Below are 21,226 nucleotides of genomic sequence, written 5' to 3' on the forward strand. Positions count from 1 at the left end.
AACCTGTTTGGTGTTGGGGTGATTAATGCCGACATTGCTGCAAGTCAGTATAAAGATGAAAATGGCTATTCGGCTCTGGTTGGTTTAGAAGGGCGCATTAGCAAGAATATTTCATTTAACACCAGCTACCGCAAAGTATTTGATAACTACTTTGACTTGGCACGGGTGTCGCAAATTCGATATTTGAAAGAAAATCAGCTTAATGCTGAATCACAAAACTATTTAAACTACAGCGCGCTGGCAGACGAGATTATTAGGGCAGGGATTAACTATAACTTTTATACGGGTTATGGTGTTTATGTCGGCTATAACCAGATCAAATACAGTGATAACTCGTATAAGTTACTGTCTGCCAACTTAAGCGGAAGTTTAAACAAGAACTGGGGCTTTTATAGTTCAGCTTATAAGGATTATGAGAACCATAAGGACTATGGCATTTACTTTGCGCTGCGCTATACACCATCTACCAGAGTCAATGCAATTACAAGTGTATCTAATGACAGTGGTAAAACAACCTACAGGCAAGAAATCAATGGATTTACAGATCCGCAAATTGGTTCATTTGGATGGGGTGGTTATGTTGAACGAGATCAAGATGCACATGCTAACAATGCATCGGTCTATGGATCTTATCGAGCACGAGCTGCGTATCTGACAGGTCGTTATAACCGAATTGGAGATAATGACCAAGTTGCACTTTCAGCGACAGGATCTTTAGTTGCAGCAGCAGGCCGTATATTTGCAGCCAATGAAATTGGAGATGGTTATGCTGTTGTCACCAATGCTGGACCGAAAAGCCAAATTATAAATGGTGGAGTAAATTTAGGAGAGACAGATAAGTCAGGAAGATTCTTAATTGCGAATTTAAGACCGTATCAATCTCATCATATCTATCTAGACCCATCTTATTTACCACTGGAATGGGATGTGACAACGACCAATCGAACAGCACTTGTGGGCTATCGCCAAGGAACTTTAGTTGACTTTGGTGCTCATCGAGTTGTTTCAGGATTAGTCAAAGTTGTAGATAAAAATAACTCGCCATTGTTACCGGGTTATAGCGTCCGAATTAATGGACAACAAGATGCCGTAGTGGGCTATGATGGTGAGGTCTTCGTTCCAAACCTATTAAAGCAAAATAAACTTGAAATAGATCTTCTTGATCATGGTTCATGTCAAGTTAATTTCACTTACGAAAGTCAGCAATACAGTGCTAAAAAATTGGGGCCTTATGTATGTCAATAAGTATTGTAAGTCATAGTTCCTACATGCTAGCCAAAAAGTTTTCATCTACTTTAAAGTATGTTTTAGCTAGTTTATTGTTATTTGTACTTTATGCTTTTTTTAGTTCAGCACATGCTGCCTGTACGGTAACTGGAACCACAAATAGTACTTATAATTATACAGCAGCAACGATTAATAGTGACGCTACCATTACTTATACAGGAACTATTCGCTGTACGAACGGTGGAACTACTGCTCAAATATCAAAATATATGTGCATGAAAACAGTATTTACTGGTGCAACTACTTCAAATAGTAATGTTTCATTACCTTATACGGTTATTGCAACTGTAGGTGGAGCAGGTTCTTCTACTACAAATCAAACTTCAAATGTTTGGTATGGTCCTGTTACTACGGTGGCACCGAGTAATATTATTAGTTACTCAGTAAGTGTTAAAGTTCCAGCAAGATCGGGCTCTTTAACAGCCTATCCGGTAGGGACTTATATTGGCTCCGTTCAAGTATTTTGGGACATGCAAGCAAATTCGAGCAGTGTATGTGAGGGTGATAGTGGCGGTGGCTGGGACTCGGGTAATATGACGATTACAGCTAACTATGTAGTACCAAGTTTCTGTCAGCTAGATTCCACATCAAATGTCGATTTTGGCAATATTAGTGATATTGGTACAACAAGTCGTGACTACACTGCTCAAGGTGCGATTAATGCAACTTGCAACAATGGAACACCTTATAGCATTTATTTGGGGGACGGTAATAATCGTATAAGCGGTGGATTTAGACGTATGACGAATGGAAGCAGTCAATATATTCCTTATCAGTTATATAAAGATTCTGCTTATAGCACCGTGTGGGATGCTACAGGTGGTACAACAACGGTGGGTGGTTCTGGTGGAGTGTCAAAGACAGGATCTGGCACTAGTCAAATTTCAAATGTATACGGAATAATTCCACAAGGAACAGCTATTTCAAGTACGCCTGGTAACTATTCAGATAGCATAGTTGTTACAGTGACCTATTAATTATTTACCAACTCACTATTCACTTAAAGCAAGCAGATAGTGAGTCGGTACCTGTATTGTTTTTATGAATCTTATTTAGTTTGTAGAGAGCTTGGTTTTCGTATTAGCAATATAAACAGTGTAATTAATAAGCTAAATCCGAAAATAGGCAAACTAATTCCTAAAATAATAAGTGTAAGTGCCGTGATTATTTTTTGTTGATTAGTTGCACGCTTCCAAACCAATAAAGTTTGGCTAACAAAATGGCTAGTCGTAAGTTTTAAATTAGAAGTTTTAAACCAAGCTTTATATGCATAAATAATCATGATACATAGCCCAAGGGCATATAAGGCGAGTATCAATTGATTGATCCAACCGAATAACACGCCAATATGAGCATCGACCCCCCAGCGTGTAAGTTTTGCAAATAACGAGTAATCTTTAAAAGCCAGTTTGTCGATGACTTTGTGTTGATGTACATCAATCGCTACACTGTCTGCTTGTGTTGGCCATTTACGCTGTAGTTCAGTAACAGTCCAAGCCTGATTTGCATCAACTGGTGGTTTGATTTGTATTTGTGCTGAATGAATTCCATTTGCTCTAGCAATTGCTAATGCAGAGTCGAATTCAGTTGGCATGATCTTTAAATTCGAAGTTTCCATGACCATACCATGATGTTCTTTATGCTCATCATGAGACATTTGGGGTAATGGAGCATTATTTAAAGTTGTGGCTAATGTTGGTGTTTGCCAATTTAACCATTGACGAGCGATACGAATATTATCACCAGCCCATTGGGACCATGTAAGACCAGTAATCGAAATGAACAATAAAAGTGGTAATAGGGTCAAGCCGATAGCGCTATGCCACTTTAATAAACGATTTTTAGATGTTTGTCTGATTTTAAAATTTTGACGACGCTTCCACCAACTATATAGGCCCGTTAGGGTTAAAATGCCCAGCCAGCTTGCTGCAAGCTCACTATAAAAACGACCCCATTTCCCTAATAATAAATTACTATGTAATTGATCTAAGAATGTACGAAATGGAAGTACTCCACTGGTCCCATATACTGCAAATTGACCTTTTATAGAGAGTGTATAAGGGTCTACAAAAACAGCTTCATTATTTAAATGATGAGCCTTGTCAGAAAAAATAACTCGTGTTGTTTGTGTGGAGCTTGGAGCTGGCCTAACTTCTGTAATTTGTGCAGATTCGGGCATCACTTTTTTTGCTGTCTCAACCTGTTGGCTTAGTGAGTAGGTATCTTTATTTAAAGGCTGAACATACAATGTATCTTTATAGATAGATTGTTCTATCTGAGGAGTAATTGCATATAGAAGACCTGTAAATGCCGCAATGAATATAAATGGGGCAATAAAAATACCAGCATAAATATGCACAAGACGAAAAAGACTACGCCAAAAGCTAGGGGTATGAGGCATGTTGAGGAGTATTAAACAAACTGTGGTGTGAAGTATAGCTACTTTATTCTTAAATTTTAAAATAATTAAGGGATGAGGGTGTTTTGTATATCTAAGCACTTGTAAGAAAGGCTTTTTTAAATAAATAGATTAGATGGTTGATATAAGGTTTTGTTATCATGATTTTTATGAAAATTGGATAAGATTGACTATAGTCAGTTAAGGCAAAAAGATATTCAGATATCTTTATGGTGGATGGCTTAAGCAATAGATTGATCAAACGACTAATAGAAATAACTTATCAGCTATTAAATTTCTACTAACCTAATAGTTTATAATTGCATTTTATATAATTAAATAATTTATATAGCTATGAAAATTCATCATTTGCGAAGTGCAACTTTTATTATTGAAGCTGGCCCTTATTTTATTTTAATTGATCCGATGTTGGGTGATAAAGGTTCGCTTCCTGCTTTTTCATACCTCCGCTTTAAGGCTAAAAAGAATCCTTTAGTTGATCTACCTTTGAATGCCCAAGAATTATTAAACAAAGTTACCCATTGTTTAATTACTCATAGCCAAACTTTTGGAATAAAAGCATTTCAACATACTGATCATCTAGATCAAAAAGGCGAGGACTTTCTTGTTCAAAAGCAAATTCCTGTTTATTCCTTTCAAAATGATGTGTCGTATTTATCTAAATATGGGATAAATGTTCAGGCAGGTATTGATTACTGGAAAGAAATCGAGTTTTTAGGTGGAAGATTGGTCGCGATACCAGCGCACCATGGGCATGGCTGGATTAGTAGATTGATGGCGAATGGTTGTGGCTTCTATTTAGAATTGCCAAATGAACCTTCTTTATATATTAGTGGTGATACCGTACTTACTCATGCTGTTAAAAATGCCTTACTTAAATTTCGACCTGATATTGCGGTAGTTGCTGCGGGACGAGCGCAAATGGATATGGGACAGCCGATTCTTATGTCGAAAGATGAAGTACGCGAATTTATTGAGCTTTCGCCTAAATATGTTATTGCTAATCATCTTGAAGCATTAAATCACTGTCCTGTAAAACGAGATGAGATAAAGCAAATTCTGCATGAAATGAATGCAGTTGACCGTGTACAAGTACCCGATGATGGACAAACACTTATTTATGAAAATTAAGACAAAATTTAATCAATATTTATTAAATGAAAATCTTGTAATTCCATATTTTCTATTATGAATAACGCTATGAGTTTTTTATGTAAATGATAGAATTGCGACGGTCGGTAAGTTGATATCTACTTTGTCTAACTGATGCACAGTCTACAAAATGTTTAAGATTAAGTTTGTAGACTGTTGAACTACAAGTGAGGGTAAATGTAGATATACATATGTAACCATCTAAAATTTTAACCTATTGAAAATACAAAGGTTTATCACTTGCTCCCATCACTTACAATCCAAACCAGACTTGGTGGATTCTACTTTTTCTATTATTCCATTGTTGGTACATTCATGCCGTATTGGAATTTATATCTTCAAGATCAAGGGTTTAATTATCAGCAAATCGGAATTTTATCATCTATTGCGATTGTGACACGATTTTTTGCACCTTTAGTTTGGGGGTGGATCGCAGATAAATCTGGTAAAAGAATGCTTTTGGTGCGACTGGCAACTTGGATGGAAGCCTGTATATGGTTGGCTATTTTTATAGTTCCTAATACCTTTCAATCTGTCGCTTTACTCATGCTTATTTTTAGTTTTTTCCAAAATGCAATTTTAGCTCAGTTTGAGGGGGTAACCTTATTTTGGTTAGGTGATCAAAGAGCAAAACTCTATGGGAAGATTCGAAAATGGGGATCAGTTGGATTTATTGTAGGTGTATTTACTATAGGTGCCATTTTAGAAATTATTCCAATTTCTATGTTGCCTATTTTATTGCTTGTTATTGCTTCACTTGCTTTTATTTGGGCTTTCACTATTCGTGAGCCTGAGGGAGCTCCAACTTCTCAAAAGCATTTAGAGCCTTTATTACCTGTGTTAAAGCGTCCTGAAGTTGCTGCTTTTTTTACAATCGAATTTATTCTCCTTTTTTCGCATGCACCTTTTTATAGTTTTTATAGTAACTTTCTAAAATCTTTAAATTACAGTACGACTGAAATTGGCTTCTTATGGGCAATGGGGGTTGTCTCTGAAATCGTAATGTTTGCATGTGCGGCTACTTTCTTCAAATATTTTTCTTGGCGTAGTCTTGTTGCTATATGTTTGGTTTTAACCAGCATACGTTGGTTGCTAGTAGCTCTCTTTTCTCATTACTTTATAGGTCAGCTATTTGCACAATGTTTACATGCTTTTAGTTTTGGTCTATTTCACCTTATTGCAATGCGGCTTATTTTCCAAAACTTTTCAATAGGACAGCAAGGTCGTGGACAGGCTTTATACAGTACCATGTGGGGATTGGGAGTGGCATTTGGAAGTATTTTAGCGGGTCATTATTGGAAAACTCTGACGGGTGAGCATATTTTTATGATTGCTGCGCTCGTTGTGCTATTCGGTTTATGTTTTGTATTTTGGTTACCTAAACAAATTGAAAAGCCAGCTTCTTAATCGAAACATCACTAACATTGTTAACATTGCATGGTTAAGCGGCTAAATTGTTTTATGGAAAGTATCTATTCGTTACGGTTGAAAAATATTGTTTTTATATGGTTATGAAGCAATGATTTTCTAAAAAAATGTGCTAACTTAAACTCATGCGTTTAATGATTAATAAATCTATGAAAAATATTTATATTATGGGATTATTATTAGCTTTTTCTGGTTTTGCTATGGCTGAAACAGCAACGCAAAAGCCTGCTGAACAGCCTGTTCGAACCGCAAGTAATCCTAATGCTATACGTATTGTTACGCGTCCTGAGATTATGGGATTATGGGGAATGGAGATTCCAAATAATAAGAAATGTGTAGAGTACTATAACTTCCGCAGTAGTAATGATGTAGTGATCAAAAGTGGTGAGGAATGGTCATATGGTATTTATGAATACCAGCCATCTGATGACCCTAAAGAGCAGTTATCTGCTTTAGTTATGCAGATTAAGTTTGATAATAATAAAGTAGATTGCTCTGGTCAGCAGCAAGATCAGACTGGTGATGTTTCCCAATATTTTGTGCAGTGGAAAAATGACCATACTATTAATTTCTGCTCAACTGCTAAAGGTGAGCAATGTTTTGCAACTTTACGTCGAATGTTGCCATAAATCTAAATAGATATAAAAAAGCCTCTTATTTAAGAGGCTTTTTTATTATGCATGTTATGCAGTTTCAGCTTTCTTCTTTTCTTCCAATTGCTTCAACAAGTGCTTTTCAAGGTAATGGATATCCATTGCCTGCTCACAGAAGCTTTTGTCTTGCAAGATAAGATCTTTATGCAAAGGAATGTTGGTTTTAATTCCAGTAAGAATCATTTCGTCTAACGCTTGACGCATACGAGCAAGCGAAGTTTCGCGATCTTTACCATGAGAAATTAATTTTGCAATCATTGAGTCGTAGTATGGAGGAATACTATATCCAGGATAGATATGAGAATCTAAACGAATACCTGCACCGCCTGGCGCATAGAAGCTCTCAATTTTACCTGGTGAAGGTAAGAAAGTTGTTGGATCTTCTGCATTAATACGACATTCAATAGCATGACCACGAACTTCAATATCTTTTTGTTGAAGCTCTAGACCCAAACCAGCTGCAATACGTAATTGTTGCTCAATAATATCGACACCAGTAACCATTTCAGTTACAGGGTGCTCGACCTGAACACGAGTGTTCATTTCGATAAAGAAGAATTCACCATCTTCGAACAAGAACTCAAATGTACCTGCACCACGATATTGCATTAACTGACATGCGTTAACACAAGCTTCTAAAATATCAGCACGTGCTTTTTCTGGTAGATTTGGAGCAGGAGCTTCTTCTAAAACTTTTTGATGACGACGTTGTAATGAACAGTCGCGATCATATAAATGAATCGCATGACCATTACCATCACCTAAAACTTGAACTTCGACATGGCGAGGTTTTTGTAAGAAGCGTTCCATGTATACGGTGTCATCACCGAACCACATTTCTGCATCACGTTGAGCAGCTTGAACTGACTCAAGTAATGTGTCTACGCGCTCAACAATACGCATACCACGACCACCACCACCAGCTGCCGCTTTAACAATGAGCGGGAAACCGATTTCTTTAGCTTCTGCTAAAGCGTTGTGGATGGTTACAGCATGGTCGCAACCAGGTACTGTAGGTACACCAGCTTTTTTCATTGCAACAATTGCAGAAACCTTGTTACCCATTAAACGAATATGTTCTGGGCGAGGGCCAATAAATGTGAAACCCGAGCTTTCTACAATTTCGGCAAACTCGGCATTCTCAGAAAGAAAGCCATAGCCTGGGTGGATTGCATCAGCACCAGTAATTTCTGCAGCAGTAATAATTGCTGGGATGTTTAAATAGCTGTCACTACTTGCACCCGGACCAATACATACTGCTTCATCAACGAAACGTAAATGCATCAAATCTTTATCAGCATCTGAATAGATACCGACAGTTTTGATTCCTAATGTTTTGCAAGCCCGGGTAATTCGTAAAGCGATTTCACCACGGTTTGCAATTAAAACTTTTTGCAACATAGTTGTCCCCGGGGTATTACGCGCGATAACGGAATAAAGGTTGACCGAATTGGATCACATCACCATTTTTCACTAAAATTTCTTCAATCACGCCGCTTTGAGTTGCTTCAATCGGGTTCATGATTTTCATTGCTTCGATAATACCCAAAGTCTCACCAGCAGATACAGTTTGACCTACTTTAACAAATGGTGCTTCACCTGGGCTTGGAGCAGCATAGAACACACCAACCATAGGAGAAGTTTCAACTGCTCCACGTGGGGTTTTTGCAACAGGTGCTTCAGCAACAGGAGCTGCTGGAAGTGCTACACCAGCCGCAGCAACGACAGGATTACGACGAGTTAAAGCGATTGATTGATCACCTTCTTTAACTTCAATCGCTTGCAAGTCAGACTCAATCATTAAATCGATGAGTTTTTTAATTTTGCGGATATCCATGGGCGACTATTCCTGAACTAGTTTGGGTTAGATGGTTGAATTTTTTCGATAGCGTAATCGAGTGCAAAGCTATAACCTTTTGCACCTAGACCACAAATCACGCCAATTGCTTTGTCTGATAAATAAGAGTGGTGTCTAAACGCTTCACGTGCGTGAACATTTGATAAATGTACTTCAATAAATGGAATGGCAACGCCAAGTAGAGCATCACGTAAAGCAACTGAGGTATGAGTAAGGGCAGCAGGGTTAATAATAATAAGTTTTACGCCTTCTGCTTGTGCCTGATGAATGCGATCAACAATGGCACCTTCCCAATTGCTTTGAAAAGTATCGAGTGTAATAGAGGCTTGTTTAGCTTGAGCAATAAGTTGTTGGTTGATATTGTCTAGGGTAAGATGACCATATACTTCTGGTTCGCGTTTTCCCAGCAAATTCAAATTCGGTCCATGAATTACCAAAATGGTCGAACTCATTCAGATTGCTCCAGCTCTAAAGTTGCAAATAGTCTTTGCAAGATGTCTGCAAAGTTTGCTTATTATGGCATATGTTTCTACAAGTTTTTTATAATTTCTTTTAATTGTCGCAGAAAGGGTACACCAAATTCGGCTTATATATTGTAAATTTTGCGACGAATTAGCAATGTTAAAAAATGACAAAATTTCAAGTAATTTAACAAGGCTCATTTTAAACCGAATTGACAAAAACAGTTCATGTATTTTGTGTAACGACGGTATGGGCATCTTCAATTGTTAACATTTCATTCCAGCGAGTTAGGTAGTTTTTTGAGCGATGGCATTGTTTCATTTGCCAAGATGGATTGCGCGAGTGATATCCCACTTGTAAATAATGACTACCAAAACGCTTACGAACTGTACCTAAAGTTTCCATTAATTGTTGTCTTTGATGAATAAGTTCCAGAGGCTGCCATAAATCATCAATGTGTTGTTGACGCGCGTGTAGACCACAAAATAATACTCCAATTTTTATATAATTTTTATTTTCTTTATATAAAACATCAATTTGATGCATTGCTGCTTTTGTGATTATGCATAAGTCATCTGTTGCATAGTGAAGACCAATGGCCTGAGAAGTGGCTTTTTTATAAGGTGGCTTATCGGTTTTCTCATAAAGCATGACTTGAATGCAGGCACAAAGTTGTTCTTGTTTCATTAAGCGGCGATGCGCTCGATTAAGATGAAAAATAAGTGCTTGTTTAATAATCTCGATACTGGATAAAGCTTGAGCAAAACTTCGTGATGCTAAAATCCGTTTAGTTGGAATACTAGGATCGTCAAGTTCAATACATGATTGGCCTTTTAGCTCACGAATAGTGCGTGCCATGACCACAGAAAATGCCTTTGCCATATGGTGTTCATTGGCAAAAGTTAAGTCTAGGCAAGAGTACACTTCATAACTTTGTAGTTGTTTGACCAATTGATAGCCAATTCCCCATACTTCTTTGACCGATGTCTGTTGCATGAGGTCTTCCATAATTAATGGATCTAAGGTGATGAAATTACAGATTCCCTTAAAACTTTTAATTTTCTTAGCAAAATGATTGGCAAGTTTTGCTTGTGTTTTTGAATATCCAATTCCAATACAACAAGGTAGACCTAACCATTGGAGGAGAGTTTCTCTCACCTTAAAGCAGTACTCAGATATATCAATAGATTGAAGGTAAGGAGTAAGATGAATAAAGCACTCATCTATAGAGTAAGCTTCTATATCATCTGGAGAGAAAAATTCACCGAGAACAGCAAAAAAACGACGGGACATCTCGGCATATAAAGTGTAGTTGCTTGAATAGACTTGAACACCAGCTTGCACGGCATCTTTCTCAATTTGAAACCACGGTACTCCCATCTTAATACCTAAAAGTTTTGCTTCTTCACTACGTGACACAACACAACCATCGTTGTTAGATAAAACAACTACAGGTTTATCAATGAGTTTAGGGTTGAAAAGTCGCTCACAGCTGACATAGCAATTATTGATATCAACCAGTGCATAAACTTCGCGGTGTGAGATCTCTCTCATTATTTCATCCCCCCAAATTCATCGACTCAAAATTCATATTTTGAATTTGTAACACAATCAAGTTAACAAAATTATGCACAGATATCTAGGGGAGTTCTGGTTGTTCGTCGAAATTATGAAAAGGATGTAAAAGTAATGAATTGTCAGTTATTGATATGAAAATGTCTGAAAATGATATGTTTAGATAGATATGATCATTTCCATAAGCGCTATATTTTCAATGGATCAGTTGAGCCTGAAAAATATAGTAATGCGTGTTTCGCATTTTGTCTTATGGGTCTTTCAAGCTGTCTTTTTTATAAAAGACAGCTTTTTTTATGCTGATTTGACTCTTAGATAGCTTATGAAGAATATAGCTGTTTGGCTTGTTCATAAGCCTCAAGATTAATACATTGAGCTCCCAAGCTTGTGATTTGTGCTTGGTCAATTTGAAGTTCATCCCACTTTTGCATTTGTTCAAATAGCCAATGGAAATCTTCAGGTTGTGGGGCAGCATTTTCTTTAACTAAGTTTTTTACAATATTTTGAATCATATAGTATTTATCGACATGTACTTCTTCAGAACAGTGAAAGCGGACAATTCCAAAATCGACCAACAACTTTAAGACAGGTGAAAAGTCTTTCAAATCACTCAATTCCTTTTGAGCTTTTATAATTGCTGCGGTGAGTGCAATTAAAGTTTGAGGATGTTGTTCAGCCCATTCTTGAGTTACTGCAAGAACTTTATCTGCCACATTGGGAATAATGTCTTGACTTGAACATACGATTTTACTTAAGCCTAAAAGTTCGCCCTGTGTATTCCACGGTTCTCCTACACAAAAACCATCAATGACATGATTATCTAAAGCTTCGACCATATAAGGTGGTGGAAGGGCTTTGAGCTTAAGTGTTTGAGCTATTTTTGAATCTGCCAAAGCAAGCCATTCTCTTAAACAATAATGATGAATTGAATGTTTAAATACGTGGGCTAAGGATAGAGCATTATCTTCTTTAATGTAGCTCGTCACTTTTTGGGCAGTAGTTTGTGCATTATCGTTTTCTTTAATAGCCAGTTGATGAGTTAATTTTTGGCTTAAGCTAATAAAGGCACGGTTTTTACTTAAAATAAGAGGGGTTTGCAGTGCAATACCAATTTGGTCTGCACCCACGGCTGCTGCAGGTAGCATGGCAGATAAACAATGTGTAGCATCTAATAGCCCAAAAGCTAAACGGTCTCGAAGACTTGCCCATGATGCTTCTTTAACTAAAGTAACATCTAAACCAACTTCTTCGAAAAAACCTTGCTGTTTTGCCCATAGTAAAGCGATGCAATCAAGTAAAGGAATATAGCCGAGTTGCAATTGAGTGTTTTCTAATGTGCTCATTTATTCGTCCTTTAGTTGATCATTTAGTAGTTTTTGAGCGTCAAGTAAACGCCGTGCCATTTCCCCAATGGTTATACGATGGCTCATGGCATTTTTTCTAAGAAGTTGAAATGCAGTTTCTTCAGGTAAGCCATGCAGTTGCATGAGTAGAACTTTAGCTTTCTCAACATCCTTACGGTCAGCAAGTTTGGTTTGAGCTTCTTTTAAATCACCTTCGAGTTTTTTATGTTTTTTATATTGCTCAATTGAAATCTCTAAAATGGTATGTAAGCGAGCAGGGTCTATACCATCTACAATATAAGCAGTTACTCCTGCATCGATGGCTTGTTTGATGGTGTCTTTATCTGAATTTTTAGTGAACAGGACAGTTGGTAGGTCATAGCTACTAACACAGCTTTCAATAATGTCGCGGTGAGGATGATCCATATCGAGCAAGATGACATCGGCTTGTAAATCTTCAAGACGAAAAATATTTAAGTGGTCCAAAGTAAGGCAGGCCACCACTTCAAAGTCATTTTCAAGCAGACTGTTTTTTATATAGTCGGCCCGCGCATGATCATCATCGATAAGAGCTATTTTGAGTTTTGGCATAAGTTCAGAAAATCAGGCTAAGAAAATGCGCCAATTCGACGCGTTTTTTGTTATTAGGTTTTAAGCAAGATTAGTGCCATCCAAAATTAAACCAAAAATCAGGAGTTATTGACAATCTAGGAGGCTAAAGAGTTGTTTTGATCGATATTAGTGCAAAACTGCGATTCATTTTGTGGCAAAACTTATTTTTGTTTAAACCATATAGAGGAGCACCAATAGTGCAGGAAAAATTAAATATTCTTTATGGATGAAAAGATGTTTTAATTTAAATAATTGAAAATAATAATAAAAAATTATTAATATTAATCTTGAAAAGAATTGGCATGCAAAATGCTTAGTTAATTACAGGTCGAAGACGACCATAAGTTTTAAAGACGGCCAACGATGTCCGTTCTGATCGAATTTGTGAGTGCAACTGTACACACAGAAAATTTACGTTCAGTCGGAGTGAAGGTTATGTCTTTATTTTTATTGCATAAAAAAGTTACATCTGAATTAACTAATTTTTCAGTTCCAGCGATGCGAGCCTTCTCTATGAGGGGGCTCGCTTTTTTTATTTGTTTTTATGACTTTGCTATGCATTGGGTGTCGTCAACGAGTGGAAAAAATGGATTCCAAGCAGCTATATGCTTTGTGATGTTGATACGTTTCTCGGTAGAGCACAAGGCAAAACAACAATGTCTATTTGAGAACGTAAGAACGCAGTTTAAAAGCAACGTGATTTGAGGAGAAACACTATGAAATTGGTAATGATTGGTCATGGTATGGTGGGCCACAAATTCATCGAAGCCATTTTAGAAAAAGCAGATGATGAACTGGAAATCACAATTCTCGCAGAAGAGCCTCGTATCGCATATGACCGCGTACATTTGACTGAATACTTCTCAGGGAAATCGGCAAAAGATTTATCTTTAGCACGTTTTGATTTTGCCGATGCGTATGGCATCGACCTGCGTTTAAATACTAAAGCAGTGGCGATTGATACGACGGCACAAACCGTAACAACCAATCATGGTGATGTGATTAGCTATGACAAGTTGGTGCTGGCGACTGGTTCATATGCATTTGTTCCGCCAATTCCGGGTAATGACCGTGAAAACTGTTTTGTTTACCGTACTATTGAAGACTTAGACGCGATTCGTGCAGCGAGTCTCAATGCAAAAACAGGTGTAGTAATTGGCGGTGGTTTACTTGGACTTGAGGCAGCCAAAGCTTTACGTGATTTAGATTTAGAAACGCACGTTGTTGAGTTTGCACCACGTTTGATGGCAGTTCAAATTGATGACTTAGGGGGCAAAGTTTTACGCCGTAAAATTGAAGATTTAGGTGTAAAAGTTCATACACAAAAAGCGACTCAGTCAATTGAGTCTGGTGTAAATACCACTCATGTGATGAAGTTTGCCGATGGTAGTGAACTCGAAACTGATGTGATTTTATTCTCTGCGGGGATCCGCCCACGTGATGAGTTAGCGCGAAATAGCGGGCTTGCGATTGGTGAGCGTGGCGGTATTGTAATTAATGATTATTGCCAAACATCTGATCAAAACATTTATGCCATTGGTGAATGTGCGCTTTGGCAAAATAAAATTTATGGCTTGGTTGCACCGGGCTATGACATGGCGCGTATTGCAGCAAAACATATTTTAGATGAAGAGTGTCATTGCTTCGCTGGCGCAGACATGAGCACCAAGTTGAAGTTGATGGGTGTTGATGTTGCCTCTGTTGGTGATGCTCATGCCATGACTCCGGGTGCATTAAGCTATTTCTATGCAGATGAGCATGCACTGATTTATAAAAAGATTGTTGTAAATGCCGATAAAACCAAATTGCTGGGCGCGGTTTTAGTGGGCGATGCGAAAGAGTACAACGACCTTTTACAAATGATGTTAAACGGTCTGGCTTTACCTGAAGTTCCTGAAAGCTTAATCATGCCTGGCTTTGAACAATCAGCAGGAAAATCTGGTGGTAGCGGAGTCGATTTGCTGCCAGACGGCGCGACCATTTGTTCATGTAACAACGTATCAAAAGCAGACATCTGCCAAGCAATTAGCGATGGTTCGACCTCTTTAGGTGCATTAAAGAAATGCACCAAAGCAGCAACAGCATGTGGTGGTTGTGCACCATTAGTGACTCAAGTATTGAAGTCAGAGTTACAGCGTCAAGGCGTGACTGTTAACAATCACATTTGCGAACACTTCCCGTACTCGCGTCAAGAGTTGTATCACTTGGTCCGTGTCAATGAAATCAAGACATTTGATGATTTGATTCATCAACATGGGCACGGTTTAGGTTGTGATATTTGTAAACCAGCCGCAGCAAATATTTTGGCATCTTGCTGGAACGATTTCGTCCTTAAGCCAAGTCACGCAGGTCTGCAAGACAGTAACGACTACTACCTAGGTAACATTCAAAAAGATGGCTCTTACTCCATTGTACCGCGTATGGCAGGTGGGGAAGTCACTCCGGATGGCTTAATTGCGATTGGCCAAATTGCGAAGAAATATAACTTGTACACCAAAATTACTGGTGGTCAACGTGTTGATATGTTTGGTGCCCAAGTTCATGAACTTCCATTTATTTGGGAAGAGTTAAATGCTGCGGGCTTCGAGTCTGGTCATGCCTACGGTAAGTCGTTACGTACAGTGAAATCTTGTGTGGGTAGCACTTGGTGCCGTTACGGGGTAGATAACTCTGTTGGTTTAGCGATTGAACTTGAAAACCGCTACAAAGGTTTGCGTTCACCGCATAAATTGAAAATGGCAGTGTCTGGCTGTACGCGTGAATGTGCAGAAGCGCAAGGTAAAGATGTAGGCGTAATTGCCACTGAAAAGGGTTGGAACCTTTATGTATGTGGTAACGGTGGTATGAAACCGCGTCATGCAGAATTACTCGCATCTGACCTTGATAAAGCAACGCTCATACGTTACATCGACCGTTTCTATATGTTCTACATCCAAACAGCAGACCGTTTACAACGTACCAGTGTATGGCGTGACAACATGGAAGGCGGTCTAGACTACCTTAAATCTGTGATCGTTGATGACTCTCTTGGTTTAGCCGCCGAGCTTGAGCGCCGTATGGAACACATTATTGGTACATATCAAGACGAATGGCGTACAGCTGTCGAGAACCCAGAAGTTCGTAAACGCTTCCAAACCTATATCAATGCAGGAGCGAATGAACAAGCTGATCCGCACATTCAATTTACAACTGAACGTGGTCAAATTCGCCCATTAACCGAAGCTGAACGTTCAGAAGACCGTATTCCAATGGTTGAAGCATAAAGGGGAACTTATATGAATATTGTACAAGACAAAAATATGCTTCCTGATGATCAGTGGATTGACGTTTGTGCACTCGATGATTTAACCCCAAACACTGGTGCAGGAGCGCTAGTGAGCGGTCAAACGGTTGCAATTTTCCGTGTGGGGCATGAAAAACGTGTTTATGTACTGAGCAATAAAGATCCGTTTAGCCAAGCGAATGTGATGAGCCGCGGGATTATTGGTGATTTACAAGGCGAACGAGTCGTTGCATCTCCAATCTATAAACAACATTTCAGTTTAGCTACGGGCCGTTGTTTAGAAGATAAAGACCAAAAATTGGCGGTTTATCCGAGCAAAATTATTGATGGCCGTGTTTGGGTCAACGCGGTGCCGCAAAAAACTTATATTACCAATACAGGTGTATCACAAGACAAACTTAGACTGGTGCTGATCGGGAATGGTTTGGCAGGAATGCGTTGTCTGGAAGATTTACTTGATATGGCACCAGACCGTTATGAAGTTACGGTGATTGGTGAAGAACCATGGGGTAACTATAACCGTATTATGTTGTCTCCGGTTTTATCGGGTGAAAAAACCATTGAAGACATTATGTTGCATCCACCGAAGTGGTACGACGATAAAGGCATTAAATTTATTGCTGGTGATAAAGCCGTAAAAATTGATCGTCCGCGTAAAGTGATTTACACCGAAAAAGGCCAGACAGTTGATTATGACCGTTTGATTCTGGCAACAGGCTCGGCACCATTTATTCCACCAGTTCAAGGTGTTGACCTAAAAGGGGTGTTAACTTTCCGCGATATTTATGACGTTAACACCATGATTGAATACTGTGGTTCAAAAACCAACGCCGTGGTGATTGGTGGCGGTTTGCTGGGTTTAGAAGCTGCCTATGGTTTAAAGCAACGTGGTATGAATGTCACGGTATTGCATTTAATGGACCGTATTATGGAGCGCCAACTTGATGGGCGTGCGAGTCAATTACTTCGTCATAGCATTGAGCAAAAAGGCATTCAAATCATTACCGAAGCCAATACCGAAGCGTTAATCGGTGATGAAAATGGTCATGTCAAACAAATCCGTTTGAAAGATGGCACAGTGTTAGATGCTGACCTTGTGGTGTTTGCTGTAGGTATCCGTCCAAATATTGCTTTGGCGCAAAGTGCAGGATTACGTTGTAACCGTGGTGTATTGGTGAATGACACCATGCAAACATTTGACCCAAGTATTTATGCCGTGGGTGAGTGTATCGAACACCGTGGTCAAACTTTCGGTTTGGTTGAACCACTGTGGGGCCAAGCTTTTATTTGCGCGACCCATTTAGCAGAGCACGGCAGCTTAACTTTTAAAGCGCCAACCGTACCGACTCAGTTAAAGGTGAGTGGAGTCGATGTATTCTCTGCGGGCAATTTTGAACCGAAAGATGATTATGAAGACATTATTCTGAATGATGAAAAACGCCAGATTTATAAACGCATTATCATTCAAAACGATCGGGTAATCGGTGCAGTATTGTTTGGAGATACTGAAGATGGCATGTGGTATGCAGAGTTAATTGCAGATCAAACTCCTGTTTCTTCATTTAGAAATAAGCTGCTATTTGGTCGAGATTTTGCATTAAAAAATGCAGGCTAAATAGGGAAAGGAGCAGTTATGAATAGTATTCCAAGCGTTGAAATTGATAGCTCCGACCATGTTGCAAAAACAACTAAAACAACATGTCCATATTGCGGTGTAGGTTGTGGTGTTAGTGTAAACGTTCAACAAAAACCTCAAGGACCTGTGGTGCAAGTTGAGGGGGATGCTGAGCATCCTTCCAACTTTGGGCGCTTATGCATTAAAGGTAGCCGACTTGCGGATACTTTGGGGTTAGAAACACGTCTACTTCAACCGATGTTTGGTCGTAAGCCACATCGGACTGTAACCACATGGGATGCAGCAATCAATAAAATTGCCGATAAATTCCAGTCTTGTATCGATCAATATGGTCGTGACAGCATCGCATTTTATGTTTCAGGTCAGCTTTTGACTGAAGACTATTATGTGGTGAACAAGTTTGTAAAAGGCTATTTGGGCACTGCAAATATCGATACCAACTCACGTCTTTGCATGTCATCTGCAGTGGCAGGTCACAAACGTAGTTTCGGTGAAGATATTGTGCCTGCAAGTTATGAAGATTTTGAACATTCAGACATGGTGGTTTTGGTTGGTTCCAATACCGCATGGTGCCATCCTGTGCTGTATCAGCGGATTATGCAGACTAAAAGCCAAAATCCAGATATGTTTGTGGTGGTAATTGACCCACGTTTTACCAGTACCTGTGAACAAGCTGATTTACATTTACCGATTTTACCGGGCCAAGATGTCGCATTGTTCAATGGTCTATTCCAATATTTATATCAAAATGGTCATGCCGATCAGGCTTTTGTAGATGCTTATACCGAAGGTTTGCAAGAGGTTTTGGCAAGCAGCGAGCCAGAAACTAATGTGGAATATTTGGCAAAGCGTACAGGAATTGCACTCGATAAGATGCAACAGTTCTTTGAGAAATTTGCGCAGACTGAAAAGGTAATCACGCTATTTTCAATGGGTGTGAATCAATCAAGTCAGGGTGTGAATAAAGCCAACAGCATTATTAATTGCCACTTGCTGACAGGCAAAATTGGAAAGCTCGGCGCTGCACCATTTTCAATGACAGGCCAGCCCAATGCTATGGGTGGCCGAGAAGTGGGTGGCTTAGCTAATATGCTGGCTGCCCATATGGATTTGGATAATCCCCTGCACCAAAAAGTAGTGCAAATCTTTTGGGACAGCCCATTTATTGCAACTCAAGCTGGCTTAAAAGCAGTTGATTTGTTCCGTGCTGTTGAAGCTGGAAAAATTAAAGCCATCTGGATTATGGCAACCAATCCGGTGGTAAGTTTACCAGATGCCGATCAGGTGAAACGTGCTTTAGAAAAATGCGACTTGGTCGTTGTGTCAGATATCTGTGTCGATACGGATACTACGGCTTACGCCGATATTTTGCTTCCAGCTTTAGGTTGGGGTGAAAAAGATGGAACTGTGACCAACTCTGAGCGTCGTATTTCACGTCAGCGTGCATTTTTACCTGCGCCGGGTGAAGCAAAAGCAGATTGGTGGTCTGTTAGCCAAGTCGCGAAAAAATTAGGCTTTAATGGTTTTGACTTTGCGAGTGCAAGTGACATCTTTAATGAGCACGCAGCGTTATCTGCACAAGACAATGCAGACATGGATATGCGAGAAGAGAGTAATAATTTTCGTTATTTCAACCTGAAAGGTTTAATGAATCTGAGTAATGCTGAGTACGATGCTCTACAACCAGTGCAATGGCCAGTATGGGATAAAAACCAAGACGCTAAAGCTGTTCAACAACTGTTTGGCAAAGGCCAGTTTAGTCATAAAAATGCCAAGGCAAAACTAATTCCGACTGTTGCAATTGATCCAGTACATGCAGTTTCAGAAGATTATCCGCTCATTTTGAACACGGGACGTATTCGTGATCAATGGCACACTATGACGCGTACTGGTTTGTCGCCAAATTTAACCAGTCATCGTGCTGAACCATTCTGTGAGATTCATCCAAGTGATGCATTGAAGTTTGGTGTACGTGATCAAGGCTTGGTAGAAGTTCGTTCGAAATGGGGCAGTTGTGTACTGCGCGTGACATTCTCATCAGGTGTTCGTCGTGGGCAAATTTTTGCACCGATTCACTGGACTGAACAGGTCGCATCCGACGCCCGTATTGGTAAAGTCGTGAATCCGGAAGTTGATGCAATTTCAGGTGAGCCCGAGTTCAAACATACGCCTGTAACCATTCAGCCGTTCTATACCACTTGGCAAGGTGTGCTCTATATTCGTGAAGGATACGATTCGCACATTCAAGAATCGCTACATCACTGTGCATGGTGGACTAAAGTCAAAATGGTGAAAACCAATCGCTATGAACTTGCAGACCGCCAAACTTTTCATGATACTCAAAAGAACCTGAAAAGCTTTTTGCCATTTGCTGATGAAACCTTTGAATGGTTAAGCATAGAAGATATTTCTTCACAGCTGAGCCATAGCGTTATTTTGAAAGATGGCATTGTAATTGCAAGTCTATATATTGCACCGCCAGATTTATTGCCAGACCGTGACTGGGTAGCAAGTCTGTTTAAACGAGAACGTTTGAGCGCTTTGCACCGTAAAGCTTTACTAGCAGGTATGCCAATGTCGGCTACCAATAATGATGGGCCTTTAGTGTGTAGTTGTTTTAAAGTAGGTAAGAATAAAATTATCGATGTGATAAAAACACAAAACATTACCCATGAAAAACAGGTCACTGCATGTTTAAAAGCAGGTGGGAACTGTGGTTCATGTTTACCTGAAATTCGGGGCTTGATTAAAGCTTGCCAACAAGAGGTGGAAGTGTGAATAAGGGATATCCCGTAACTGATCTGGTTATTCTGGCGGGTGGACAAGCCCGCCGTATGAATGGTTTAAATAAGCTGTTGCAGCAATTTGATGGCGATACGCAACTACTCAAAATTCATCAAAAGCTAAAATCTTCAGTATCTGAAATTTGGGTAAATAGTCATCGCGACTATTCAATCTATCAAAGTATTGTGCCCGATATTAAATGTTTTCAAGATGATGCTTCCGGTTTTTTTGGTCCACTTATGGGGATGAAAAGTGCATGGTCACATGTAAAAGCAGATTATGTTTTGTTTATCCCTTGTGATGTGACCTATATACCTACGCAAGTCGTTGCGAAATTACACAGCGCTCTTCGGAAAAATAAACAGGCTCAGGCAGCTTATGTTTCAATTAATGGAGATGCCTTATACCCATTTTGTTTGTTAAAACGTGAGAGTCTAGAAGTTTTGCAGCAACAAGTTGATAAACAACAATTGAGTTTAAAAAACTGTTTCAAGCTTTTGCATGCGCAAGTCGCCATATTTCAAAAGCAAAACTTATTTTTCCATAGCATCAATTCTTTAGATGAACTTCAACAATATAAGCAAATTAAAGCATTTAAAGAAATTTTTTCGACAAATTAGAACCTCAATCATATCGATTTAAAATTTACATTGATAATCTGAAATCATTTTTTAAATTTTGAGTTATTGACTGTTTAGAATTTAAGTTCTATTTTGGAACTTGTTATTTTCATT

18 protein-coding genes are annotated in these 21,226 nt (G+C 39.0%); 11 read left to right on the forward strand and 7 right to left on the reverse strand.

The features are described from left to right. Positions 1–1,245 (forward strand): fimbria/pilus outer membrane usher protein (locus tag ACLCEG_RS00005; RefSeq protein WP_410564862.1); only part of this gene is annotated, 1,245 nt, incomplete at its 5' end. Beyond that, the gene (locus ACLCEG_RS00010) at positions 1,236–2,264 is read left to right on the forward strand and encodes a spore coat U domain-containing protein (RefSeq protein ID WP_410564865.1); all 1,029 of its coding nucleotides are present in this window, start codon (positions 1,236–1,238) and stop codon (positions 2,262–2,264) included. The genes ACLCEG_RS00005 and ACLCEG_RS00010, both read left to right, overlap by 10 nt. Positions 2,265–2,335: 71 nt before the next feature. Here the strand turns inward: ACLCEG_RS00010 and ACLCEG_RS00015 are convergent, their stop codons facing one another. Further along, positions 2,336–3,688, reverse strand: coding sequence for a PepSY-associated TM helix domain-containing protein (locus ACLCEG_RS00015; protein WP_410564868.1), 1,353 nt, complete (start codon positions 3,686–3,688; stop codon positions 2,336–2,338). 351 nt (positions 3,689–4,039) lie between these two features. Between ACLCEG_RS00015 and ACLCEG_RS00020 the strand changes: the two genes are divergently transcribed. From ACLCEG_RS00020 to ACLCEG_RS00030, 3 genes are all read left to right on the forward strand, one after another. Continuing rightward, positions 4,040–4,837, forward strand: coding sequence for an MBL fold metallo-hydrolase (locus ACLCEG_RS00020; RefSeq protein ID WP_151762224.1), 798 nt, complete (start codon positions 4,040–4,042; stop codon positions 4,835–4,837). 261 nt (positions 4,838–5,098) lie between these two features. Then, entirely contained in the window at positions 5,099–6,265 is a 1,167-nt protein-coding gene (locus ACLCEG_RS00025; protein WP_198072514.1) for an MFS transporter, read from the forward strand. A gap of 146 nt (positions 6,266–6,411) precedes the next feature. Further along, on the forward strand, positions 6,412–6,915 hold the full coding sequence (locus ACLCEG_RS00030) for a hypothetical protein (RefSeq protein ID WP_004701120.1): 504 nt from the start codon (positions 6,412–6,414) through the stop codon (positions 6,913–6,915). 54 nt (positions 6,916–6,969) lie between these two features. Here the strand turns inward: ACLCEG_RS00030 and accC are convergent, their stop codons facing one another. The 4 genes from accC to ACLCEG_RS00050 all read right to left on the reverse strand — a co-directional run bounded on the left by accC (position 6,970) and on the right by ACLCEG_RS00050 (position 10,813). Further along, positions 6,970–8,340 carry an acetyl-CoA carboxylase biotin carboxylase subunit gene (accC, locus tag ACLCEG_RS00035; RefSeq protein WP_004701123.1) on the reverse strand — a complete coding sequence of 457 codons (1,371 nt, stop codon included), beginning with the start codon at positions 8,338–8,340 and terminating at the stop codon, positions 6,970–6,972. 16 nt (positions 8,341–8,356) lie between these two features. Continuing rightward, complete coding sequence (accB, locus tag ACLCEG_RS00040; RefSeq protein ID WP_004701124.1) at positions 8,357–8,776, reverse strand: acetyl-CoA carboxylase biotin carboxyl carrier protein; 420 nt, start codon at positions 8,774–8,776, stop codon at positions 8,357–8,359. A 17-nt stretch (positions 8,777–8,793) separates the two neighbouring features. Then, entirely contained in the window at positions 8,794–9,249 is a 456-nt protein-coding gene (gene aroQ, locus ACLCEG_RS00045; protein WP_019458705.1) for a type II 3-dehydroquinate dehydratase, read from the reverse strand. Between the two features lie 235 nt (positions 9,250–9,484). Continuing rightward, positions 9,485–10,813 carry a Y-family DNA polymerase gene (locus ACLCEG_RS00050; protein WP_410564871.1) on the reverse strand — a complete coding sequence of 443 codons (1,329 nt, stop codon included), beginning with the start codon at positions 10,811–10,813 and terminating at the stop codon, positions 9,485–9,487. Positions 10,814–11,033: 220 nt separating this feature from the next. On the opposite strand from ACLCEG_RS00050, the gene ACLCEG_RS00055 reads away from it, so the two are divergent. Then, positions 11,034–11,153 carry a hypothetical protein gene (locus ACLCEG_RS00055; RefSeq protein WP_100192615.1) on the forward strand — a complete coding sequence of 40 codons (120 nt, stop codon included), beginning with the start codon at positions 11,034–11,036 and terminating at the stop codon, positions 11,151–11,153. A 1-nt stretch (position 11,154) separates the two neighbouring features. Here the strand turns inward: ACLCEG_RS00055 and ACLCEG_RS00060 are convergent, their stop codons facing one another. Further along, positions 11,155–12,177, reverse strand: a complete 1,023-nt coding sequence (locus tag ACLCEG_RS00060) for an ABC transporter substrate-binding protein (RefSeq protein WP_410564873.1) — start codon at positions 12,175–12,177, stop codon at positions 11,155–11,157. After that, positions 12,178–12,768, reverse strand: coding sequence for an ANTAR domain-containing response regulator (locus ACLCEG_RS00065; RefSeq protein ID WP_039252556.1), 591 nt, complete (start codon positions 12,766–12,768; stop codon positions 12,178–12,180). A gap of 384 nt (positions 12,769–13,152) precedes the next feature. Here ACLCEG_RS00065 and ACLCEG_RS00070 point away from each other — a divergent pair, with 384 nt between their 5' ends. From ACLCEG_RS00070 to ACLCEG_RS00090, 5 genes are read left to right on the forward strand one after another with little or no spacing between them, the layout of a single operon-like run. Beyond that, complete coding sequence (locus tag ACLCEG_RS00070; protein WP_410564877.1) at positions 13,153–13,494, forward strand: hypothetical protein; 342 nt, start codon at positions 13,153–13,155, stop codon at positions 13,492–13,494. Positions 13,495–13,505: 11 nt separating this feature from the next. Further along, a complete protein-coding gene (gene nirB / locus ACLCEG_RS00075) occupies positions 13,506–16,052 on the forward strand; it encodes a nitrite reductase large subunit NirB (protein WP_410564880.1) in 2,547 nt (848 codons plus the stop codon). A 12-nt stretch (positions 16,053–16,064) separates the two neighbouring features. After that, positions 16,065–17,687, forward strand: a complete 1,623-nt coding sequence (nirD, locus tag ACLCEG_RS00080) for a nitrite reductase small subunit NirD (RefSeq protein WP_274785430.1) — start codon at positions 16,065–16,067, stop codon at positions 17,685–17,687. Positions 17,688–17,705: 18 nt separating this feature from the next. Beyond that, positions 17,706–20,486 (forward strand): molybdopterin-dependent oxidoreductase, encoded by a 2,781-nt coding sequence (locus ACLCEG_RS00085; RefSeq protein ID WP_410564882.1) that lies wholly within the window; start codon positions 17,706–17,708, stop codon positions 20,484–20,486. After that, complete coding sequence (locus tag ACLCEG_RS00090; protein WP_410564885.1) at positions 20,483–21,112, forward strand: molybdenum cofactor guanylyltransferase; 630 nt, start codon at positions 20,483–20,485, stop codon at positions 21,110–21,112. The genes ACLCEG_RS00085 and ACLCEG_RS00090 overlap by 4 nt, the downstream gene beginning before the upstream one ends. The last annotated feature ends 114 nt before the right edge of the window (positions 21,113–21,226 follow it).

This window comes from Acinetobacter sp. H1(2024), from assembly GCF_046557555.1.
GTDB classification, from domain to species: Bacteria; Pseudomonadota; Gammaproteobacteria; order Pseudomonadales; family Moraxellaceae; genus Acinetobacter; species Acinetobacter seifertii.